Raw genomic sequence first — 21,832 nt, forward strand, 5'->3', positions numbered from 1 at the left:
ACTCCTTTAGAGTTCGATTGTTGTAAACACTGGATAATGATCAGAAGGATACCGGCCATTCACTGTGTGTCGATCGACCTCTGTTTTTAAAACCTTTACCTCTTGTGTAAAAAAAATATAATCAATTGGTTCTCCGTCCATTCCACCCTTAAATTGATGAAACGTTCGTCCTGGCGACCCATCAATCGCTGTAAACGAGTCTTTAAGTTTAGCCGTTAAACCGTTAAGAGATGCTTCACCTCGTAAAAAACGCACGGGCTGTTCATCAGGATGACTGTTTAAGTCACCCATTAACATAGCCGGGACATTTTTCTTAGCAGCATCACTTTGTATCCTATCCCAAACAAGAGCAATACCATTCTCTCTCGCCGCTTCACTTATATGGTCAAGATGTGTGTTATACACAATAAATTCATGACGAGACTCATGTTTAACTTGAAAATGCGCCCATGTACAGATCCTCGGAAAATCACTATCCCAGCTTATGCTGTTGGGCTCATCCGGCTGTTTAGAAAGCCAGAACTGGCCGCTTTCCATAGGAAACAATTTATGGTAATTATAAAGAATCGGGCAAAATTCGTCGGACATGCCGCCTCTTCTTCCTTCCCCGATCCATTGATATTCCGGCAGCGCAGTTTCTACATCTTTGATCATCGGAAGTAAGGCTTCTTGAAGACCAATAACGTGCGGATGATGTTTTAGGATCAACTCAGGTACTTTATCGGTTCTATGCTTCCATGAATCTTTTCCATCCTGAGGCAGATCCACTCTTATATTGAAGGTACCGAATTTCAACTCCATTTTCAAACCATCCTTTCATTATGAATAAAGGACCAACTAACGTTCTAGTTGATCCTTTTTCGATCTTATTGATTGAGTCGGTCGGTAAAAAAGGCCATCCCTCGTTTATATGCGGTCATTCCATATAACATAGAGCTCCAATCAATTAACGTAATCTTAGTTGGATACCAGCGTTCGGGCTGTTCCAAGTGCCACCACGAGTAGCGGTGCAGACCAAATCGGTAAGCAGCGCGAAGTTTCCTCTCATCCTCTTTATCATTCGGGTTTTCGTACGTATCAAACGGAAGGTGAAGGCGGTACAAAGCATATAAATCATAGATTCCCGACGGATTGACCGGTAAGAATCCGGCTACGATGTAGGCAGATGCGATATCTCCCGGGGAATTATTGATTTGATCCGCATGGTACCCCCCATGCAGTCCGTCATTTGCACCTGCACCATATCCCCATACATACGAAGGAACATCTTCAAGCTCTTTCCATTTTAATTGATCGGCGAGGCAGGCATTTTTATAAAACTCACGATAGACCGGGCTTTCTGCATATTCAGGCACAAGGTAAAAGGGAAACTGATGAACGAACGAAGATAAGAAGGATTCTTGGCCATGTTTCCCATTGGTATCTGTTAATACAGGAAGATTTCGATAGTTTACTTGAGGTAATTCCTTCATTTTCTTTTCTGAAAAATTGTTATGCCATAAGTGTTGAATTTCCTTATTTTCAGGCTGGCCTATTAAAGCCAGGTGAGCGACCAGCACGTATTCATTGTAGGCAGGAAGCGGCAGCGTACCCTGTCCATCTTTTACGACCATATAAATCGACCCATCATCTTTATTAGCGACGACGACACTCCAGTCAATCTCCTGAAGCAGATCATTGGCCATTTCTTCAATCTCAGGAAATGTCTCTTTAAAATGCCGGCCGGCGAACAGGGCACCTGCAACTAATAGAGACGTATCAATCGTTGAAATTTCAGATTGCAGGTTCTCTCCTGATTCCATATCGACAAAATGAGCAAAAAAACCTGTCTTCTCATCCCGCGCCGGCCGGCATCCATCGATGTTTCCCATAGCCGCGTTTAGTGTAAGGATTGCTTTTTCTCCCGCCTCTGAATCCCACCCTTCCATGTCAGCTACACAAAGACCGATTAATCCCACACCTGTGGCCGCAATAGAGCATTTGGATTCTGGATTTTCCTCAAACGTTTTATAGCTGTCGGCATATAATCCCGTTTTAGGATGGCGGGACGCATCAAGCAAACGGTAGGCACTCTCATACTGACGATCAAAAAACTTCTTCACGTGATCAGGTAACGCGGCATATAATTCGGTCTGATTTGACATAAGTCACTTCTCCCTTATTGGTCTTGATTATAGATTTTTTGAAATTTTTGATGACGCTGCTCCAATCGATCCGCTGCCTTATTTCTTCCTTCCTCACGCAGCTTTTCTACGTAACTGTGGTAATTACCCCTTGTATGGAAGGGGCCGCCTTCTTGAATGACGTTCCACATAGGATCTGTCGGGGAATCAGAGGCAGCCATTTGCTCTGCCACCCACTCGTCTAAAAGCCTTAATCCTTTTCCAGCGATCTCTGGTTTTTCATCAACTAGATTTCTAGTTTCGTGAGGATCATTTTCTATATCAAACAACATGAGGTCTGGGAAGTCTTTTAATCCATCATGATACGTACGAATGAACATCCAATTGTCAAAACGAACCCCTCGCTGGCAGCTCCATGCCGCCTGACTGACGACAAGGTAAGGACGGCCGGCTTCTTCTCCTTTAGTAACGGCCGGAAGAAAACTTGTTCCGTCCCACCGTTCACGCTGCACCCCTCCAATCAGATCGATTAATGTAGGTCCTACGTCAAGTTGATAATGAAAATCGTCATCTACATGGCCCTGCTTAAAATCCGGACCTGCCATGATCAGAGGAATGCGGCTTGTAATATGATCTGCCGTCTGGTGATCACCGTAAACGTTCAATTCACCTTGATTTTCCCCGTGGTCCGCTGATATGATAATAGTCGTTTCTTCCAGCAACCCTTCTTCTTCTAGTGCCTGAAGGAGCTTGCCAATATGGTCATCCACATGTCGGATCGCCGTATCATAGCCGTCAATCCAGCGTTTAAAATCGTCAACCGAAGCGATTTCTTCTGGAAGATTCGGCATTTGGTGTCTGGCTGGAATTTCTCTTGCACTCATTGGCCCGAAGCTTTCTCGATGCTCCGCAATGATGTCATCCGTAAGCCAATCGGGGGCTGGATCATGTTCAAACGGGTTGCCGTACTCTTCCGGTGTTCGATAAGGTGTGTGTGGATCCCAGAAATTCAAGTAGAGGAACCAGTCTTCTTTTTCCGTCCCCTTCCCTTTAATCCAGCGTAAAGCTTCTTTTGATACGTCACCGGCTGTTTCCCCCGCATGTTTACCCGTATCATGCATCTCGAGAAATCCTTCTAACACATTCCACTTCGCATGACGGCCTGGAAACGGACTGATCATCGCTGTATGATGCCCTTTAAAACGGAGCTCTTCCACCCATGCCTGGTAAGGACTATGGTGATGATTGAAAGGACGATCTGCTCCAATCGGCCGCACATCCGCATCCAGTCCGCCATGGTTAATCGAGCCCGTATGAATACCGAATCTCGAATTAAACAGCGCATTTCTCGACGGGGCACAAGGCGCATCGGAAGCATAATAATTCGTGAACCTTACTCCCTTTTCAGCGATGCTGTCAATGTTAGGAGACGTGTTGCGATGGTAGCCGTAAGCCCCCAGGTGATCGGGACGTAAGGAATCAATATCAAGGTAAAGGATTTTCATAGTTATCTTCCTTTCGCATTTGTATTTATTGAAAGTTGACCGTTAATTGATCATCTATTTTGGCATGTTTCTTAGAGAATACGTACGTCACATCTTCTTCCTGCTGGACCGTATAATCTTCACTCGGAATAACTTGGCGATCCGTTTTTAAGGCAATAACATCATCTGATTGAGTCAGACGAAAGTGAATGGAGTTTGATTGAACGTTTCTTATTTCTGCTGTCGCATAATGGATCGTCACCTCTCCAACCGTTAGATTGATAGGAAGCATGATTCCTTCTTTCGTTTGCAGTTCAAGCTTCCGTCCGTCAAAAAGCTTTACGTCATTTTCGTAGACATGCATCTCTTTATCAAATCCATCTAAATTCAGGAGATGGAGAAACCTTTCTCCCTGTTCGTTTGCAGTAGAGGTCATAAAGACACCGTGATACTTACTATCGTTTTTCAAGCCTGCCTTAGCGCCAAGCTTTTCTAAGGCTTTAGTAAATAAATCAAGATCACATGTATACGGGGTTGCTATGACGATCGCCCTTCCTCGACCCACTTTTTTATCAAATCCGCACGTTTCATCAGTGCCATATACACGAAAAATCGTTTCCGCCTGGGAGCTAATTTCAAAAACCTGCGCTTTGTGAACGCGAATTTCAGCTCTATCTTGTGCCCACCCATCCGCATAGACGGATAAATCATAAGCTGGACCAGCCAGACGCATACCTGGGGAGCGAACCTCAAGCGCATCAGCAAGAAGATGACATGGATTTCCTTCCATATCATAGGATGGCACTTCCCCGTACAACAGCACACCGCCTCCATTGGTTAAGTAGGAGACCAACTTTCCCTGAACCTCCTTCGCCATATAACTAGCTGAAGGGACAGCTAAAACGGGAGTTTCTACGGGATCAATCTGCTTGTTTTGAATATCAACAGATCCATACCTATAGCCTCCCAACAGCATGGCACGCGCCATATTTTCCCATGCTGCAGTTGATCGATTAGCCTCTAAGTTTCTATAGATCTCTTTCATTTTTGAACTGTCAGGGTAACTGGCTTCCGTCATGTAATAGTCAGGAATAAACGCAAACGCCATATTATCTCTTTCCTCATCCATTACAGCGAGCTTATCGGCAACCGCCATGATAGTTTGTATTGAACGTGCCATCCTTGGATACGTATAATTCAACTCTCCTTCCGGACTGATCGGAGCGGCAAACCCATGCCGTTCTCCTGTCGAGGCAATTCTGTCATTGCCATCATCCCGCTGTTCACTCAATCGATAATTTCTCCCTCCCGTTAATAAATAATAATTAATCAGCCGGTTCCCTTGAGCGATGCACATCCTAGTTTTAAAATCAGCGGCAGAAGGGTCAAGACGGCCACTGAAATTGTTGCCGAAATTCCCATCCCCACAGTTAAATTCTACAGAAGTAAGCGGCTGTTCCGGCCGGTGTACAGCATCCATAAAACCGTTAATTAGATAGAGATCCTGGAAACTCTCCATATTTAAGTCAGCAAAATAAATATCTGATCCAGATAAATAGCCCTGATCTTGCGTATACGATTCATACAGTTGACTGATTCCGATTGGATAAGTAAAACCTCGTCCTCCACCCGTTCCGTGAATGTTAACGATAAACGGCACATTCCTTACACCGAATTCTTCCGCATAGCTTCTTAACGCATGAATATACTCAGCGAACCTGTGCCTCATATAATAGCCAAGGTCAAAGTGCAGCTGGGCTGCATAGTTGTCTTCTGGAGAACGTATGGCAGAATAATTTCCTTCCAGATTAAATGGGTAACGATCCTTCAGCGTCTCTTCGTCATAGCGCTTTTGCATCCAACCGACGAAATCATCAATGACAGTGTCGGTTAAGTCTGGACAATTACTGACCCAGGAGAGCATCCCCACTTCATTATCCAGCTGAACGCCGATAATATTTCCTCCGTTAGGCTGCAGTCTCGGCGCTGCAATTCCCATAACGGCCGCATACCATTTTTTCGTCTCTTTCAAAAAGGAAGGTGCCGAATAATCCAGGGTTTTTGCTAACGTTTGTTTTCCGTCCCACGTGACCGGCACGATTTCCGGATGCTTGTCGATCACCCAGTACGGAATGCCTTCATTTTTCATTTCCGCCATAATAAAAGGACCGGGGCGCAGGAAAAAATAGAGATCATTTTCTGCGCACAGATCGATGAATCCAGCCAAATCTAATTCAGGACGTGAGTTTCCCTCTAAATCAATCTTCCCTTCCACTTCTTCATGACAAAGCCAGGGAACATAAGAAGCCACAGCATTACACCCAGCGTCTTTCAGCTTATCGATGCGATCCTGCCATTCGGATCGATCAAGCCGGTAATAATGAATTTCTCCACACATAATGATTTGCGGTTTGCCATCGATGACGATTTGTTTATCAGTAATTTCAATCAATGGAGTCTCTCTCCTTTTTATAAAAATTAGACTCTCGCAGCATTAGATCGCTATCCCCTCTCTTAAGGAAGAAAAACTTCAATCACATTCGTTTCTGCGCTGCACAGTCGTTCTACTTCCTGTTGGCTGATTCGAAAGCCGCCTTCGCGATAGGCGTTTTTAACAATTTCAGCATTTTCAACCGTCTGGTGATTGATAAACACTTTCTTTTCTTCTCTCCCGAGGGAATAAACAAACGTGACCGCTTGATCATTGATTTGAAAATCAAAGGTCAAACCGTCAAAATCTTCTGTGAGCACTGGATCAATGACGAGATCGCCGGCTTCTTGACGAATTCCTAAACAATTGGAAATGAGCTGATTCATGTAAATGCCGGGGCCGCTTGAATAGATACGCCATCCGCCTTTTACCGGTACGGTACCATTGCGCAATTGACCAAAATTCTCTTCAGCCTCATATCTCGTATTGAATTTTCCGTCCGAGCTGCTGAAATAAGCATTACTTTGCCTGATTTCTGCATTGGGAACGACATTCTGAATACCAATTGGATTAATCATTTGCAGTCCTTGCCATACTTCCTCCTCTTTTCCAAGCTTGGCCATAGCTTCTACGAAACGAATATGAGCATGGACATATTGCAGCCCAATTTCACGGCCAAAGTTTGATGCTTGCTCCGCTCGTTTGAAATGGGTGCTGACTCCGCCGTCGTAATGTGCCGGACGATTCATCAAACGAACCCCATCAGGACAATACAATTTGTCTTTAATGATTTGATAATGCTGTTCGGCTTGTTCAGCCGTTAGTAATTCACTAATGATACTGCGCTGCATCGGCAGTAAACGATAATCAATTCCTGTTTTTGTATCCTGTGGATGAAGCATCATTTCTGCTTCCCCCGGCTGCTCCATATAAACGAAACCAGGCAGAACCTCCGATTGCAGCATATATTTTTTATAATCTCTTTCAATGCCGGCAGCTAAATCTGCCAGTTCAGCGGCATGCTGCTCATCAAAAGTCTCCAGGACACCAGACATGGCAGACACTACTTGATAGGTTAAAGCGACCGTCCAGCTGCTGACCATATACTGCTTCAACTGAGCATTAGCTGGTTGCAGGGTATCATCCCAGTCTCCATCTCCATAAGAGGATAAAAACGTATCATGTAAAAAGTTTTCTTTTATATAATTGATTTCTTTTTTTACATGTTCGTAAATGGTGGCCGTTTCTTCTGTAAGAGCAAAGTCGGTGTCACGTTTCGTATAAGGTACTTTTGCCTGCAAAATTTCAAAATCCTTCGTTCCCACTAAATAATCACTTAATGCTTTCAACGGCCAGACGACCACGTCGCCGTGGCTCTCTCCAGCCTGGATATGAGAATACTTATCAAACATAAACCATTGCGGCCAATTGCCGTCTTCCTCAAATTGATGCGTATAGACCGTTTTTAAAATTTCTTTAGCCGATTCATAATTTTGAGTCGCCATGAAATATTCCATTGGTCCCTGGCAGACGTCACGCGTGCCCCACGCTGCCCCGCTGTATTGTTCAAGACCGTGAGGGACAGAAAAGTGAACAAGCATATTGTGGGTGTACCACCAGGTGAGGGCATTCACTTTATTTAACTCTTCTGTCACGGTCCCTTTTTCAGAAAGCTTAAATCCATTCATTACCTTTTGATAATACGATCGATAACGCTCGATCTCTTCATCAATCGTACGATTCTCTGCCTCAATTTCTTCTCCATGAAGCAATCCCTGGATCGTCATTCCCCATTCACTCGAAGCCTCCAGCTCACAGACAACAAGCGAGGCGGCACCTGGTTTTACGTTAGTGGCAAGCTTTTGTTCATCAGCTAATTGAACATCTGTGCCATCCACATGAACCTTGTAAGTTAAATTCGGGTAAATACCGGCGTTCATAGATGCTTTATCTGCTGTAATGGTAAACCCTTGGCCGTCCTGGCTGATGTGAAAAGGCACTTCATATTCATTCGGATGCATGACGATTTGATTCGTTACTAAGAAGCGGTATTCCTCTCCACTTGTGGCTTCTACGTGCAGCCGAACTTCTGGAGTATCTACTGTTGTATAACTCGTTACCACAAACGTTTCATTCCCTGTTTTATAGTACCAGCGAGCATAGTTGAATCCCATTTCATATAAGGTAGGCATCGTTAATAATTGATAGGAGCCGTCGATTTCCACATAGATGCGCTGACCGGATGTTTTCAATACGTTAAGAGGGTTTCGGGCATTTGTCATAAGCTTATTAAAGTTGGTATTTCCTACAACAAGCTGAGCGTTAAAAATTCCATACATCCAGGAAGTCGACGTAATCGTATTCTCCTTTAGACGATCGTTTTTTCCTGACATGATAATATGACCATGAGGCCGCTCAACGACCTTTTCTTTCTCCTTTAAAACCACATGCTCATGGCTGTCTGTAAAAAACGAAAGCAGGGTGTTCCCGCTCCATTCTTCTTGATGGCGATTAGGGTAAAGCTTCTTGATTTCCTCAAACGACATAAATTCACCGTTTAACGGTTCTCCAATATTCGGAGCTTTTTTAACTTTCTCAATCGTCTCTCCAGTCTGATAATCCTTCGCTTTAACTGTTTCCCAAGCCTCGTTTATAAGCTCTTCATAAGCTAATTCAGTTACCGCTTGTTCATGATTCTTTTTGAAGTAACCATAAAAGGTAAATTGCTGCTTCCCTGTTAGTTTTACCTTTTCTGACTGCAAAGCGGTATAGGCAAACTCATATTGATAAACTTCATTAACAAGGTATGGATCAGATAATACAGCCGGCTGATCTGTTTCTTTATACGAACGGCCAAAGAACTGAAAACCATCAGTAGAATAACCAACTGTACGATTCAATGAACCCTGCTGCAAATACGGAAAGCCAGCCGACTGTTGTTGGTTTTGACGAGAGCAGACGACATACCCTCTTTCCTCATGCTCAAAGACCTGGTGGTCAATATATTGAGATATGTAGGCTTCGTTATTCCGCAGCGCACCCATTTCCGCTATGCCGAGATCCTGACCATACACCACATCGATTTCTTCTCCCTCACCCTCAGCAACGACATTCCAAAACCACACGCCTTGCTCAGTCAAGTAGAACGTCACTTCATAATTGATGGCTTCGACTGAACCTTTCCACGTTACATGCTTTTCCCCAAAAGCCACTTCACTACTGGAATGAACGCCTAATAACGGGTAAGCATTGATATGATTATCTTGATAAACACGTAAATATAGGTTGTTTATCGATCCATCAACGGGGTTGGCCACTAACTGGTTAATCATGATCGATTGATAACCAGCTTCTAAGACATCCCCGCTTGTTAAAAATGAAAAACTATAATCCCCTGCGGTCAGTTTAATCGTAGAATCCTTTGTTAGCATCACTTTTTATACCTCCAATATTGAATTACGAACGGTTGAAACGTTTCAATTAACCATATTTTTTTGAGCGGTCAAACAGAAGTACGGGTTATTCTCCCGTAATTCCTGATCGATCCACTCCTTCGACAAACCAGCGCTGCGTAAAGAAATACACGATCAATAAAGGAAGAATGGACAGCATCGTTCCCGCCATACTAATTCCTTCATTGATATTATTTGTCTCAGTATCGCCCGTGTACATTTGATCAAAGGTCGCGTTGAACTTCCCGAGTTCAATCGGCAGCGTAGTCAATTCATTCCCAAAGTACAAACTAGCGAGAGCTGTTTCATTCCAATACCATACAAACGAAAATAAAAATGAAATGATGATCGCAGGGACTGCCATCGGAATAGCAATCGTTACAAAGATACGGAAATTTCCCGCTCCGTCTAAGTGAGCCGCTTCCTCTAAAGCTTTAGGCATCATTCGGAAAAATTGATAAAAAATCAGGATAAAGATGGCACTGTTGAGTCCTTGCCCAAAGAGAGCCGGCAGCAAAAACGATAAAATACTCCCAATCAGTTCAAGTTCATTAAAGAATACATACCGCGGAATTAAGAGAACCTGCGGCGGTATAATAAATGTAATTAACACGAGCGCAAACATGAGTTTCTTTAAAGGAAAGTCAAACCTGGCAAACCCATAGCCAATAACAGCCGCTACAGCTGTCTGCGCAAGCGAAGGGATAACGGTTACATATAACGTCTCTGCCAGCGTAGGAAATAAGTCCAGCACGCGGTAGGCTACTTCGTAATTTTCCATATATATTGTAGATGGTATCCAGCTGATTAGAGGGTTTAATAGATCATCCAGTGACTTAAAACTATAAGAACTCATATAAATAATCGGGAATAGGTAGACAAATCCAATGACAATTAAAAGCCCGTACACACAAAACTTAAACAAAAAACCATTATTCCCCTGCACTCCTAATAGAAAGCTTTTCGCTTTGGTGTAGTAATAGTCCAGTTTTCTTTTTTGCACATGTGAAAGTTTCGTATTCAGCATAATCCCTCCTCCCTTTATCCGTACTTTTTGTTTCCTCTTACAGCCATGAGACCTACACTTACAGCTAATACCACCGCAATGATGAGAAAGTATAACCAGGACAGGGCGGAAGCGTAGCCAAATCCAGTAGAGATTTCGAACATGTTGCCCTGAATATGATCAACCACTGGGTTTAATGCAAAAATGGAATATGTGACAACTGTATAGATGAGATTTACAATAATCATTGGATACAGTGTAGGCAGTGTTACCTTCCAGAAACATTCCCAGTTTGATGCCCCGTCGATTTTAGCCGCTTCATAGATTTGCCGATCCATTTTCTGCAAAGCAGCTAAGAATATTAATATTTGAACACCTGAATACCATAGAATGATAATCAAGTTATCCATTAAATACAGAAGAATGGTATTTAGGAACCCTTCTGTACTTGATAATAAAGCTGCAAAGATCGCATATTCTTCAATCGAAGGGATGGAAGTAACATCCTGCTCCATTAAATCAGTGATCACAGGACCGCTGGCAATGATAACGGGGAGAAAGAAAATTGTTCGGAAGAAACCTTTCATCCGAATCGGCTGGTTTAACAACAAAGCAATAATAAGGGAAAATACAATAATGATCGGCGTAGAGATGACAAGCTCACGTAAGAATCTAAGCAAAACCTGCGTAAACTGTGAATCAACTGTAAAAGCATAAATATAGTTTTCCAAGTTAATATACTCTGTCTGAATGCCATTAGGAGTAATTTTCACTTTTTGAAAGCTTAAGAACAAGGAATAAAACAACGGAAAAGCCGTAAAGACCAGAAACCCTAAAATCCAGGGAGATAAAAATGTGAAACCTATTAAACTATTCTTCTTTTTTAATGAGAGCTGTCTCATGATTGATTCCCCCGGTCAATGACCTTATAGCCTTTGGCTTCCACTTCATTGCCTTCTATCGTTACTTCTTTGTTCTTGTAATTTACTAAAATAGATTTTCCATTGGAATAAGCAACCTCCACTAAATCAGAGGCATGAACGATGCGATCGGTTATTGTTTCTCCTTCAACCTGCCCCAGACTTTCCTTTAATGATTCATATTGTTTAATTATCTCGCTTTCCCAGTTATCGAATTGTGAGGTATATAGATCCTCTGAGGCTGTATGCATTAAGTGATGGGAAGCCTCTGTCGTTAAGTAAAATGACGGGTACGCACCATATTCAATCATGCGAAGAAGTTCGTCCTCCGGGCTATTATGAAAGTTCGAGAAGGAGGCGTAATAAGGAACATGTCCTTTTAAAACGATTTGCAGAAATGGTACAGTATCCGTTACAAAGCTGTAATTTGACGAATACATCGGGCTGTCCAGGTAGCGGTCTGTTTTTGCGAGCAAGTAGTCATTCGGCTGGTATAAAGAAAGGGAATCGACACTTGTCTCTAACGTTTCAAACATTTCCTGATAGGTCTCAATCACCTTTGGACGAAGGGAATCGCTGTTAAAGTCAGAGAACAGCATATTAGCACTTGAGTCCACTGCTAGGTGAGACATCCCCCGATCTTCATATTCATGAAGATCCTCTTTTGCCATTTCCAACGACTTCGACGGGCTTAATGAATAAAAGTTCTCCGCTTCCCCATGGCTTGTAATTGTCTCGGCGTTAACTTTCCTTGCGACGTCCTTCTGACCTGAAAAACCGGATGCTCCGTCAAAAGCTTTGGTGTAATCGGTGTAATAGGATAAGGGAATTCCATTCTCTTCAAAGTAATCATTTACTTCTTCAAAATCACTGTCACTTCCTAATTTATTCTCAAAAGGGAACTTCTCCGGCAGAGTTCCGGTATAACCTCCTTTAGTCCATCCTCGATAAATCACATGTAGATTGTCTACTCCCTGCTGATTTAGACGCTCCACGTAATCAGGTAAATCTGTCACTACTGTCATCGTCTGCACGGAATCCCGCAACAACCCGCTTTTCGCTTCTCCACCTAAAAATTCGAGACGGACATCGACTTGATCGTCCCCTGTCGAAAGCATGCCGCGATCCAGCAGATATTGTTGATAGGTTTCCGCCATTCCTACATAGTTCGCATCCTCCTCGTGAAGGAAAGTGATGCGTTCTTTTACATCAAACTCATTCATTTCGTCTTGATACACGTTGTAGCCACTCATATTCTGACTGGTCGGCTGGTAATATTGATACCGGTAGTTATACTGAGCAGTCACCCAGTGAAAATCGGTAGCAATGCCGGATGGATAAGCGATAAGGTCTGCAAAAGTCCGGCCTTCGTCAATCACTGCGACGTAGCCATTTTCATCTACTCCGTTTGTCATTCCATAGACCGGCATCGTAATCTTTTGAGCATCGTTTACGCTAACCTCTTCTTCGGCTGAAGCACTTCGTTTAAATCCTTCATCCTCTCCATAGATCGCGCTTTGATAAGGGACCGTTGAGGATGGCTGCTTTTCATCAAAACGCATAAGTGCTCCACTTCCATCAGGAATAAAAGTATAGCCGTCCATATCCGTCCCTTCAGAGGCCCCTAAAAATGGATAGATGCGCATTGTTGCTAGCTGCTTGTCTTGTTCTTCTATTTCGCTTTGTGGGACGTGAACCTCAATGGAGTCTTCGTCTAAATGAACATTCAGCTGCATGCCGATACCCGCTTCCTCAAATTCGATAGAAGCGGAAAAACCATCTTCCTGCTTGGTGAGTGAAACCTCTGAATCATTGGAAAGAATACTTTCAGAAGAAGTTTTATCTTCTCCATCAACATAATCAATCGTGACAGCTGAATGTGCCATGTTAGACCACGTCTCGTTCAGGTTGTATTCTTTATCTTCGTTAAGACCGGAATTCCATATATACCCAGTCTTTTTATTCTTCACTTGCAGGGCAAGCGATTCCTCCTCTACATATAAAGTCAGGTGTTCATTCTCGGCCACCTGTTCATAAATGTCAGATAACGTCGTCTCCTCTACAGAAGCCTCTTCATTCTCGGGCTGGGTATATTGATTGGATTGATAGCGCAGCATTTCATTCGCTCGTATCTCTTCCTCTTCTTTTACATCTGTATCAGGGTCGTTGTCAGAAAGCGTATTTGCGATCGCCTGCACAGGAAACAATAATACAACTACGAGGATGACCCACTTCCACTTTTTAGACACGTAACATCACCTCCTCAATAATTGAGCTGACAAAGTCAAACAATTGATCGAATAATATATAAAGAACAAAGAATACGAGAACCGTAAGGAACATGCCAAACAAAGTAACGAGAAGGTTCCGTATCGTTCCCCAGAAAGAGTAATCATGAATCTCTTTGATTGTCGTAAATAAAATGACGATTGACCAAACGCTAACGACCTGTATAGAGAACGTATAAATAAACGCTTCATTAAAGGTAAGAATATTGGAAATCAGTGTAATCGGAAGGATAAATAGTATAATCGGCGCTAATGAATAAATCGTACCGATGTATACGTGCCTGAACCTGCCTTCCCCGTCTGTAATTGTACTGACTAAATAATTGACGACGATAAATAAGAAGAGAGGAATAAGCACAGCTCCTGCTTCAAAGAACACGTTTACATTTTCTAACACACGGTCTGTGAAAAGAAAACCGGTCCAGTAAATCCTTAGTAAGTATTCAACTACGAGAATAAAATACAGGATACTTGCTGATAAAATCGAAGCGCGTTCTCCATTTTTTAAATAATAGATACTGTCGATCGGCCTTTTAATAAACCGGGTTAAAAAGAGCAGCTCATTGATCAGCTTTCGACGCTTGATTTTTGACGTAACGTCTCTCACAGGCTGGAGAATATTCTTCTTTCTATCTGTAAATTTAACCGTGTATCTTACAGCAAAGAACGCGATAATGATCATAAAAGCGCCAGCTAAATGATTTTCCATCCAGCGATAACGAATCTCCCAAAAAGCGTTTGAATAGCCGTCTTTATCATTGGCTAATTCAAATTCTTCTAATGCTTTATCATATTCCTGCTGTTTATAAAGGGCTTCTCCTTTAGCTGTATGGGCCAGTCCGAACGAAGAATTCAACCGGAGTATTTCGTTCCAGTATTCTTCGCTTTGTACGTAATAGCCTTCTTCAAAAAGAGCCAGTCCCTGATGGAGTACAGTGGTAAATTCTGTCGGCTCATATACTTGAATATTTCCCTGCTCTCGATCCGTTACGTAAAGCCTTCCTACTTCATCGACTTCAATACTTGAAGGCTGCATCGTTAACCCTAGACGATTACTTTCATTCGTTTTCCCCCCAAAGGAAAAAAGTTGATTGCCTGAGCTGTCGTATTCATAAATAATGCCGTCATTACCAACCGTATAAATATTACCAATCGATCCTACGGCAACATCAACTAAATCCGTTTCTTCTGTCATCGCAGGAGGTAATATATTTCCCCCTTCAATATTTAACTTACGGATCGCTTCCCATGTCGTTCCAGAGGTAATGGTATACACCAGCCCCTGCTCATCTATAGTTAGATTGCCTGGAGCCGGGGGTTCTTTCATAAAAAGATTCGCCCTTTGTCGCTGGGTCATTATCATGTCATTGAGAAATGTACCGACGGAGGGGGCCAGCGTATTTGCCCCATAATATCCTAGAAAAGTTCCATCCTCACTTAATTGAATAATTCCATTCGTTGCACTCTCACCAATAATGTAAATATTGCCACGCGAGTCTACCGATACCTTTTCCGGTTTATAGGGTGCGCTAGCTCCAAACAAAGGAGAGTCTGGTCTTTCGAATTCTTCAAGAAGTTCGCCATCTTCCTGGAATTTTAGAACTTTTTCACTGCCATAGTCAGCTACGTAAACTTCTCCATTCCCATCTGCGTAAACTCCTAAAGGCTGGTTTAGCACGTCTTCCCCGTATACCTCTAAAATGTTTCCTTGTTCATCAAACTTCGATACAGTTGACGTTCCTGAATCTGCAATATAAATGTGACCCTGCTGATCGATATAAATATCTTCAGGGTTGAGGATCTCAGTTTCTTTAGCAAATAACCCTATTGGTGAATAAGCCGTTTGTGTTTCAATAACATTTCCATCAGCTGTTAATGTTTCTGTCTGGTAAGGAACAGAAACCGAAGCAGAGGAAAGTGCGGGAAACAATATAGTTAACCAAATGCAGATGACAGCAGTATTAAATCCCCTCATTTCCCTTCCTCCTAATCGTTACTTAATTCCAGAGTGTGCCATTGTATTCATTACCTTGCTCTGCATAAAGATGAAAATGATCAAGTTAGGCACGAACATTATCAATGAGGCTGCTGCTGCCATTCCTTGACCTGCAACAGAGTTCCCTTCCGTATCTGCGGCTAACGTAGACATGAAAAAGGCAAATGTCTTTAAGTTTTCATCATCCACAAACAAAGTAGACGTCTCTGCATTGTTCCATACCGCCTGGAAAGCAAGAATAGAAATTGTCGCAATGGCGGGTTTCACTAGAGGAACGATGATTTTAAAGAAGATTACAAAATCATTAGCTCCATCAATTTTTGCCGCTTCTATTAATTCGTCAGGGATTTGATCAATGAATTGTTTAACGAGAAACAATCCGACCGGCATCGCTAATAGCGGAAAGATGTGGGCGAAAAATGTATCAAGCAGCCCCACCTCATCAATGAGCAAATAGCGCGGAATGACCACAGCAGCTGGAACAAACATTAAAGCCAATGTATTAATTTCAAAGATCGTTTTCTTAAATTTAAATTGCTTTTTTGAAAATACATACCCAGCCATCGTGCTGATCAATACGGTTAAGAAAACGACGATGACAGTAACGACTACACTGTTAAAAAGATATCTCGTCATCGGTACACCCGTAGCGTTGGTATTTCCTACTAAATCATAGAAGTTTTGCAACGTCGGTTTCTGTACAAAGAAACGCGGCGGATAAGCAAAAAGCTCATCAATCGGTTTAAAAGCGTGTGAAAAAATGTATACGATGGGAATGAGCATTAACAAAGCCATCGGGATAAGGAAAAAATAGAACTTCAATTGACTTTTATGGAACTTATCTGGATTGATTTTCGTGCCGTGAAAAGATGCCATGTTCACACCCCCTGGTAAGTTAGTAAGTCGTTAATCTTTTTCAGCAAATAGCTTCATAGCCACGCGTGAGAATCCGTAAATGAAGAGCAGCAGTAGAACCGACAGGGCAGCTGCATAGCCCATTTCATATCGAATGAAACCGAAATCTTCTAAATGATTCACAATGAGCTGCCCAGCGTTTTGCGGCGTGGGGTTCTGTCCGGAAAGCTCCACCCCGATCGCGCCTGCCTGGAACGTGGTCACCACGGCCATCACGGCACCAAACAGCATTTGCGGCTTCATTGAAGGAATCGTAATGTAAATAATCTCTTGAAATCTGTTACGAATGCCGTCAATATAAGCAGCTTCATAGATTTCTCTATCAATATTCAGCACCCCGGACAGCATGGCGAGAAACCCTACGCCCATACTTCCCCACAAGGTTACTAAAATCATAATGATCATTAAGTATTGTGGAGACTGGAGAAACTGAATGGGCTCGGTTATAAATCCCATAGAGATTAATAGATTGTTTAAATAACCTGTCTGATCCCCGCTGAAAATAATTTTCCAAACGACTCCCATAGCAACTCCTGCAGTCATGGATGGCGAGAATAGAATTAAAGCTAAAATCGTGCGCGGACCTTTTGAAATCTGAGCCAGCATCCACGCTAGTAAAAAGGCAAGGATATAGCCCCCAGGTCCAACGATTAACGAAAAGATCAGCGTATTTGGCAAGACATACTGCATAAACGTATTATCCTGGGTGATGATATTGACATAATTGGACAGCCCGATGAAAGATGGGAATTCAATGGTATTGAAATAGGTAAACGATAATCCTACGGCAATGGCCACCGGGATAATAATAAACATAGAGAACAACAGTAAATAGGGGGCGAGAAATATAGATGTACTTAAATGTTCTCTGTTATTCATTAGATTCCATCCACCCTTCCACCTTTTCAATCGTGGGAATTTCATAAGGTTTGACTACTTCTCCGTTATCCATATAATCGAATTCTTCTAACTTTCTCCGCATTTCACGGTTAATTAAAATGACACTGTCATCGACAGAGGCACGGGCATTTTCTCCATCAAATACAACCTTATTCCACACGTTACTAATCTCACGTTCGACCATATAGGAGTAGGGGGTTTTCGGAACCTCCTTCATATACTCCCACTGCTCAAGCACAACTTCCTTATGTTCTTCCGGTAAAGGCAGCTGCTCAAACGACTCCAGGTTCGCTGTGTTCCACATGTATTCAGGGCCGAATAACGTTTGCAGCGTTACTGCAAATTCAGTCTGCGTCTCTGAAGACATCCACCATTTCAACAGCTCCCACGAGTCATCCTTTTTGCCGCTTTTATCAAAAATCATGGAAGCCTGACCTGAGCCTGGCGCCCATCTTTCTACTGTGCCATCTTCCTGTTCAACTCCAGGCTGAGGGGTAATATCCCACCAACCTGAGATCTCGGGGGCAGCTGTAGTAAGCTCAACATACGTACTAAAAGGCGCCACACCAATCGGCAGGGTAGAATACCTGAAGTGGTTATAAAATCTAGGAACTTGAAGCGGCATGCTGTAAATCGTGCTTAAATCCGCCATAAACTGAATGCCTTCCAAAGCTCGTTCTTCATCAATCGTTGTCCCGATCCCGTCTTCTTCATAGAGACTGCCGCCAAACTGATATATGAAAGGTGAAGTCGTCTGAAAAGGTTTAAATGCAGACTCTTCAGCCAGCGGTGTATAATAGTTCATGCCGTACCTTTGCAATTCCGGCAATATGCCAGTCACTTCATCCCACGTGTCTGGAACAGGAATATCCAGCTCTTCGATAATGTCCTTGCGATAGAACTGTACAAAGAAATCCTGAGTTTCAGGCAGTGCGTAAACGCCATCTTCGATCACTAACGGTAAGAAAGCTCCTGGAGAAAACTGCTGTCCTACTTCGCTGAAATCATCGAATTCTCTTAAATCAACAGCTGATCCTCGAATCGCTAACTCGTAGGGAACCCAATTGCTTATTCCAAGTGCTAAATCAGGCTGTGTATCAGCTGCACTGGCCAGGACCAGCTTCTGCTCATCCGGCATAAGCGAGTACTTTACTTTAATCCCTGTTTCCGGAGTAAAATTCTGATCGGTCATATTCTGAAGCAGCTCCACATATTGGCGCGGGCGATTCACCCATACTTCGATCGTGTCATCTTCCACATCTGCTGTAGCTAAGTTATCTTGAGTAAATGATTGAAAAAAGTTAGCTACAGAGTCTTTCGTTTTTGTAAAAAACCCGGCCTCCGCATCAGGTAAATCCGATTCACCGTGTACATAGAACCTGTCAAGTGACAGCGGCTGAGCGGATAAATCCATTGAAATATCTCCTAGCAGCTGTGCAGCTGAGTTAGAACCTGTAGATAATTGCGTAAGTCGGTTGGGGATTTCATCAGGTTTTGCTGCTAGGTTCTTTAATTTATCAATCGCGATTTTCAAAGATGCGATTTCAGTAGACTCTGCCCCATTATTTAAATCCAGCAAATACTTTACTTCTTCATTCAGCTTGTCAGACCAGGCAAGAACCTGTTCATCAATCCCCGGAATATATTCCTCAATATCCCAGTCACGGGATGCTTGTTGATTGCCGACCAGCTTTCGAATCGACAATGAAAGCTCATCAATCTCCTGCATCACTTCATCGATTGTAAATAACACGTTGGCGTGAGGGGACGGGTCTGCCTTCAAACTTACTTTGTTGGCCCCTTCCTTTAAATAAAAGAGATATGGTTCTCCTTCATCGCTGCTTATCGTCTCGTTCACCCATTCCTTACTAAAACCAAACTGATACTGTTCCACTTCTTCAAATGGAACATGATCGTTAATCAATACCTTCCGATACACAGGAGATTCTGACTCATTATCCTGCATCGTTTTAAAGGTTAACTGGTAAAATCCAGCTTCTTCAGCTTCGACCTCCCAGCTGACCGTTTGCCCTGGTTCACTCCATGAATCGCCGCCTAACGTATTGAGCAGAAGATTTTTTCGATCATACGGATGAACAGAAGGGTCTTCCGTAGCAGAAGGCCTTATATAAGAACTGTTTTTCTCAGAAGGATGTTCGGCTTCAAACGTCTTAAGCTCGTCTTGCTGCTCTGCATCTGGATAATTATCTACATAGCTTTCATATTCAGGGATTTGAGCCGGGGAGGTAACGTGCACATCTCCTACCAGCATTTCCCCTCTTAAATTTTGCAGCGTAATTGTATTTTTTCCTTCTTCTAAGTGGAATTGAAGCGGACGCTTGTACATATATGTAGAATCCTCTGCTTTCACATACGCCCATTCTTCAATCGGCTCTTGCTCTGGGATTATCTCGTTCCCAGATCGATCCTTTTCAAAATTCTCAGATTCATTCTTCCATTTACTCGGGAATTCTATTTGTCTGCTTTCTGCAAAAGGATATTCACCGTTAACCTGAATTGCACCCTCTATTGGCATGATCAAATCACCTTGAGGTAAATAATCAAATCCAATTTCATATAAACCTTCTTCTTTAACCTCGACTTCAACTGTTAATGACTCTTGATTACGCCAATAGAATACGCGATCCCCATAACCCTGGCTATCCGATGAAGACAATAACTCACCATCATTACTTTCTGTAAATGAAGAAGGCGGAACAGCCTGCTCAAATTCAGCAGGACTGTCCAGACCTTGTTCCTTCCATTCGTTGAGTTCGAGGTGATAACTCTGCTCTTCGATCTGCTCATCAACATCTATTTCATCATCACCATTTGCTTGAGCAGCCGGCTGAGGAATTAGAAAAAGGATTATTAGCGACCATAACAGCACTTTAGACTTCATGATGTTACCTCCTCAACTTTTTCAAACTTTACTCTCCGATTGCTTCAAGCTCTTCTTCATATTTCTGATTTGCTAGATCATTAATTTGACTCGCGTAATTTTCAATATTCTCCTCACCTGATACACTCGCATCGATCAGCTGTCCCATTGTGGCATTGGACTCATCACCAACTGATACGCCAGTAGGCGCTTCCCAGCGGGCTTGCCCATATCCCGGAGTCGTTTTAAACGGCTCTATCACAGCATTTTCAATATTTTCATAGGCTTCCTCAAGACCTGGAACATCTACTCTTTCAAAATAAGCATCCAAAACCTCTTCATCAGTAATTAACGGTACGCCGGATAAGCTGACATCTTCCTCTTCATCAGCAAGTTCCATACGTTTCATATAGCCGTCTTTCCCAAATCCCATCCATTTAGCCAGTTCATATGCTTCTTCAGGGTGCTCTGTGGAACTGGAAAGACCGTAGAAGTCATGGGTAATAACCGTTCGGTCCCCAGGAATACCGACAAAGTCCCATTCAAAGTCTGCATTTTGCTCATATACGCCAATCGCCCACGTGCCATCCCAGCGGATTCCAATTCCATTGTTCATCCACACTTCATTTGCATCTTCGCCATTGAAGTTAGCCATTTCATCTTCAGATAACGTTGCGTATGCATATCCATTCGTATTGATGTTATTGGCCAGATCGATCCCGCTGATAAACTCGTTACTATCTAGAGAGAAGCCATCATTAAAGGTATACCAGCCCATCTCATCACTTGCAGAAGCCGGATACCATTCAGGAATGGCATTCGCCTCGTTTAAGCCGATCACTCCCTGATTTACGTTTGTAATATCGCTGACAGCTGTTTCGAATTCATCGATGCTCATCCCAAGACTCGGAACATCTAGATTAGCCTGTTCGTATAGATCTTCATTTACGAAATAGCCCAGGATATTCTGTGATGAAGGGACCGAATACACACTATCGCTGTAAGTGATTGCTTCTCTTACCGTTTCAGGCAGAAGATCATATTCCTCATCTTCTTCAACAAATTCGCTGACATCCATCATCCAGTCATTGGCAATACCCGTGGGCACGTGAGCTATTGAAAATACATCCGGCATCTCTCCTCCACTTGCTGCAGAAGCCAGTGATTCCTCCCATGGATCGCTGATCGATTCATCAATCTCAACATTGATGTCAGGATGCTCCTCCATAAAAGCATCAATCATCATTCGGTTTAAGTTTGTTTCTCCTTCAGAACCGAAAGCCCAGCTGGCAATGGTAATTGTTACTCCATCACTGTTTTCATTACTTCCGGAGTCTTCTTCCTCCTCTGATGAGGAATTATCTGAACAAGCAGCCAGAAGGGAAAAGATTGCAAACAACGTAATTACAGCCAACCATTTTTTCATCACATACACC

Annotated in this window: 13 protein-coding genes; all 13 read right to left on the reverse strand. The window is 42.8% G+C overall.

The window, feature by feature from the left end; genetic code table 11:
• Positions 1-6 precede the first annotated feature (6 nt).
• A complete protein-coding gene (locus tag ACGTNH_RS17540; RefSeq protein WP_394588226.1) occupies positions 7-801 on the reverse strand; it encodes an endonuclease/exonuclease/phosphatase family protein in 795 nt (264 codons plus the stop codon).
• 65 nt (positions 802-866) lie between these two features.
• Positions 867-2,144 carry a hypothetical protein gene (locus tag ACGTNH_RS17545; protein ID WP_394588227.1) on the reverse strand — a complete coding sequence of 426 codons (1,278 nt, stop codon included), beginning with the start codon at positions 2,142-2,144 and terminating at the stop codon, positions 867-869.
• A 14-nt stretch (positions 2,145-2,158) separates the two neighbouring features.
• Positions 2,159-3,628, reverse strand: coding sequence for a sulfatase family protein (locus ACGTNH_RS17550; RefSeq protein ID WP_394588228.1), 1,470 nt, complete (start codon positions 3,626-3,628; stop codon positions 2,159-2,161).
• 25 nt (positions 3,629-3,653) lie between these two features.
• Positions 3,654-6,059 carry a beta-galactosidase gene (locus ACGTNH_RS17555; protein ID WP_394588229.1) on the reverse strand — a complete coding sequence of 802 codons (2,406 nt, stop codon included), beginning with the start codon at positions 6,057-6,059 and terminating at the stop codon, positions 3,654-3,656.
• Between the two features lie 62 nt (positions 6,060-6,121).
• Positions 6,122-9,469 carry a GH36-type glycosyl hydrolase domain-containing protein gene (locus tag ACGTNH_RS17560; RefSeq protein ID WP_394588530.1) on the reverse strand — a complete coding sequence of 1,116 codons (3,348 nt, stop codon included), beginning with the start codon at positions 9,467-9,469 and terminating at the stop codon, positions 6,122-6,124.
• A gap of 88 nt (positions 9,470-9,557) precedes the next feature.
• Complete coding sequence (locus tag ACGTNH_RS17565) at positions 9,558-10,517, reverse strand: carbohydrate ABC transporter permease (RefSeq protein ID WP_394588230.1); 960 nt, start codon at positions 10,515-10,517, stop codon at positions 9,558-9,560.
• 14 nt (positions 10,518-10,531) lie between these two features.
• On the reverse strand, positions 10,532-11,398 hold the full coding sequence (locus ACGTNH_RS17570) for a carbohydrate ABC transporter permease (protein ID WP_394588231.1): 867 nt from the start codon (positions 11,396-11,398) through the stop codon (positions 10,532-10,534).
• Positions 11,395-13,665, reverse strand: coding sequence for a DUF5696 domain-containing protein (locus ACGTNH_RS17575; protein ID WP_394588232.1), 2,271 nt, complete (start codon positions 13,663-13,665; stop codon positions 11,395-11,397). The genes ACGTNH_RS17570 and ACGTNH_RS17575 overlap by 4 nt, the downstream gene beginning before the upstream one ends.
• Positions 13,658-15,679 (reverse strand): hypothetical protein, encoded by a 2,022-nt coding sequence (locus ACGTNH_RS17580; RefSeq protein ID WP_394588233.1) that lies wholly within the window; start codon positions 15,677-15,679, stop codon positions 13,658-13,660. Before ACGTNH_RS17580 ends, ACGTNH_RS17575 begins: the two co-directional genes overlap by 8 nt.
• An 18-nt stretch (positions 15,680-15,697) precedes the next feature.
• Entirely contained in the window at positions 15,698-16,576 is an 879-nt protein-coding gene (locus ACGTNH_RS17585; protein WP_394588235.1) for a carbohydrate ABC transporter permease, read from the reverse strand.
• A 30-nt stretch (positions 16,577-16,606) separates the two neighbouring features.
• A complete protein-coding gene (locus ACGTNH_RS17590) occupies positions 16,607-17,494 on the reverse strand; it encodes a carbohydrate ABC transporter permease (protein ID WP_394588236.1) in 888 nt (295 codons plus the stop codon).
• Positions 17,487-20,417: an extracellular solute-binding protein gene (locus ACGTNH_RS17595; RefSeq protein WP_394588237.1), complete on the reverse strand. Its 2,931-nt coding sequence runs from the start codon at positions 20,415-20,417 to the stop codon at positions 17,487-17,489. The genes ACGTNH_RS17590 and ACGTNH_RS17595 overlap by 8 nt, the downstream gene beginning before the upstream one ends.
• A gap of 28 nt (positions 20,418-20,445) precedes the next feature.
• On the reverse strand, positions 20,446-21,822 hold the full coding sequence (locus ACGTNH_RS17600; RefSeq protein WP_394588238.1) for an ABC transporter substrate-binding protein: 1,377 nt from the start codon (positions 21,820-21,822) through the stop codon (positions 20,446-20,448).
• Positions 21,823-21,832: the final 10 nt, after the last annotated feature.

The sequence above is a fragment of the Halobacillus sp. B23F22_1 genome, from assembly GCF_043497005.1.
GTDB lineage: Bacteria > Bacillota > Bacilli > Bacillales > Halobacillaceae > Halobacillus_A.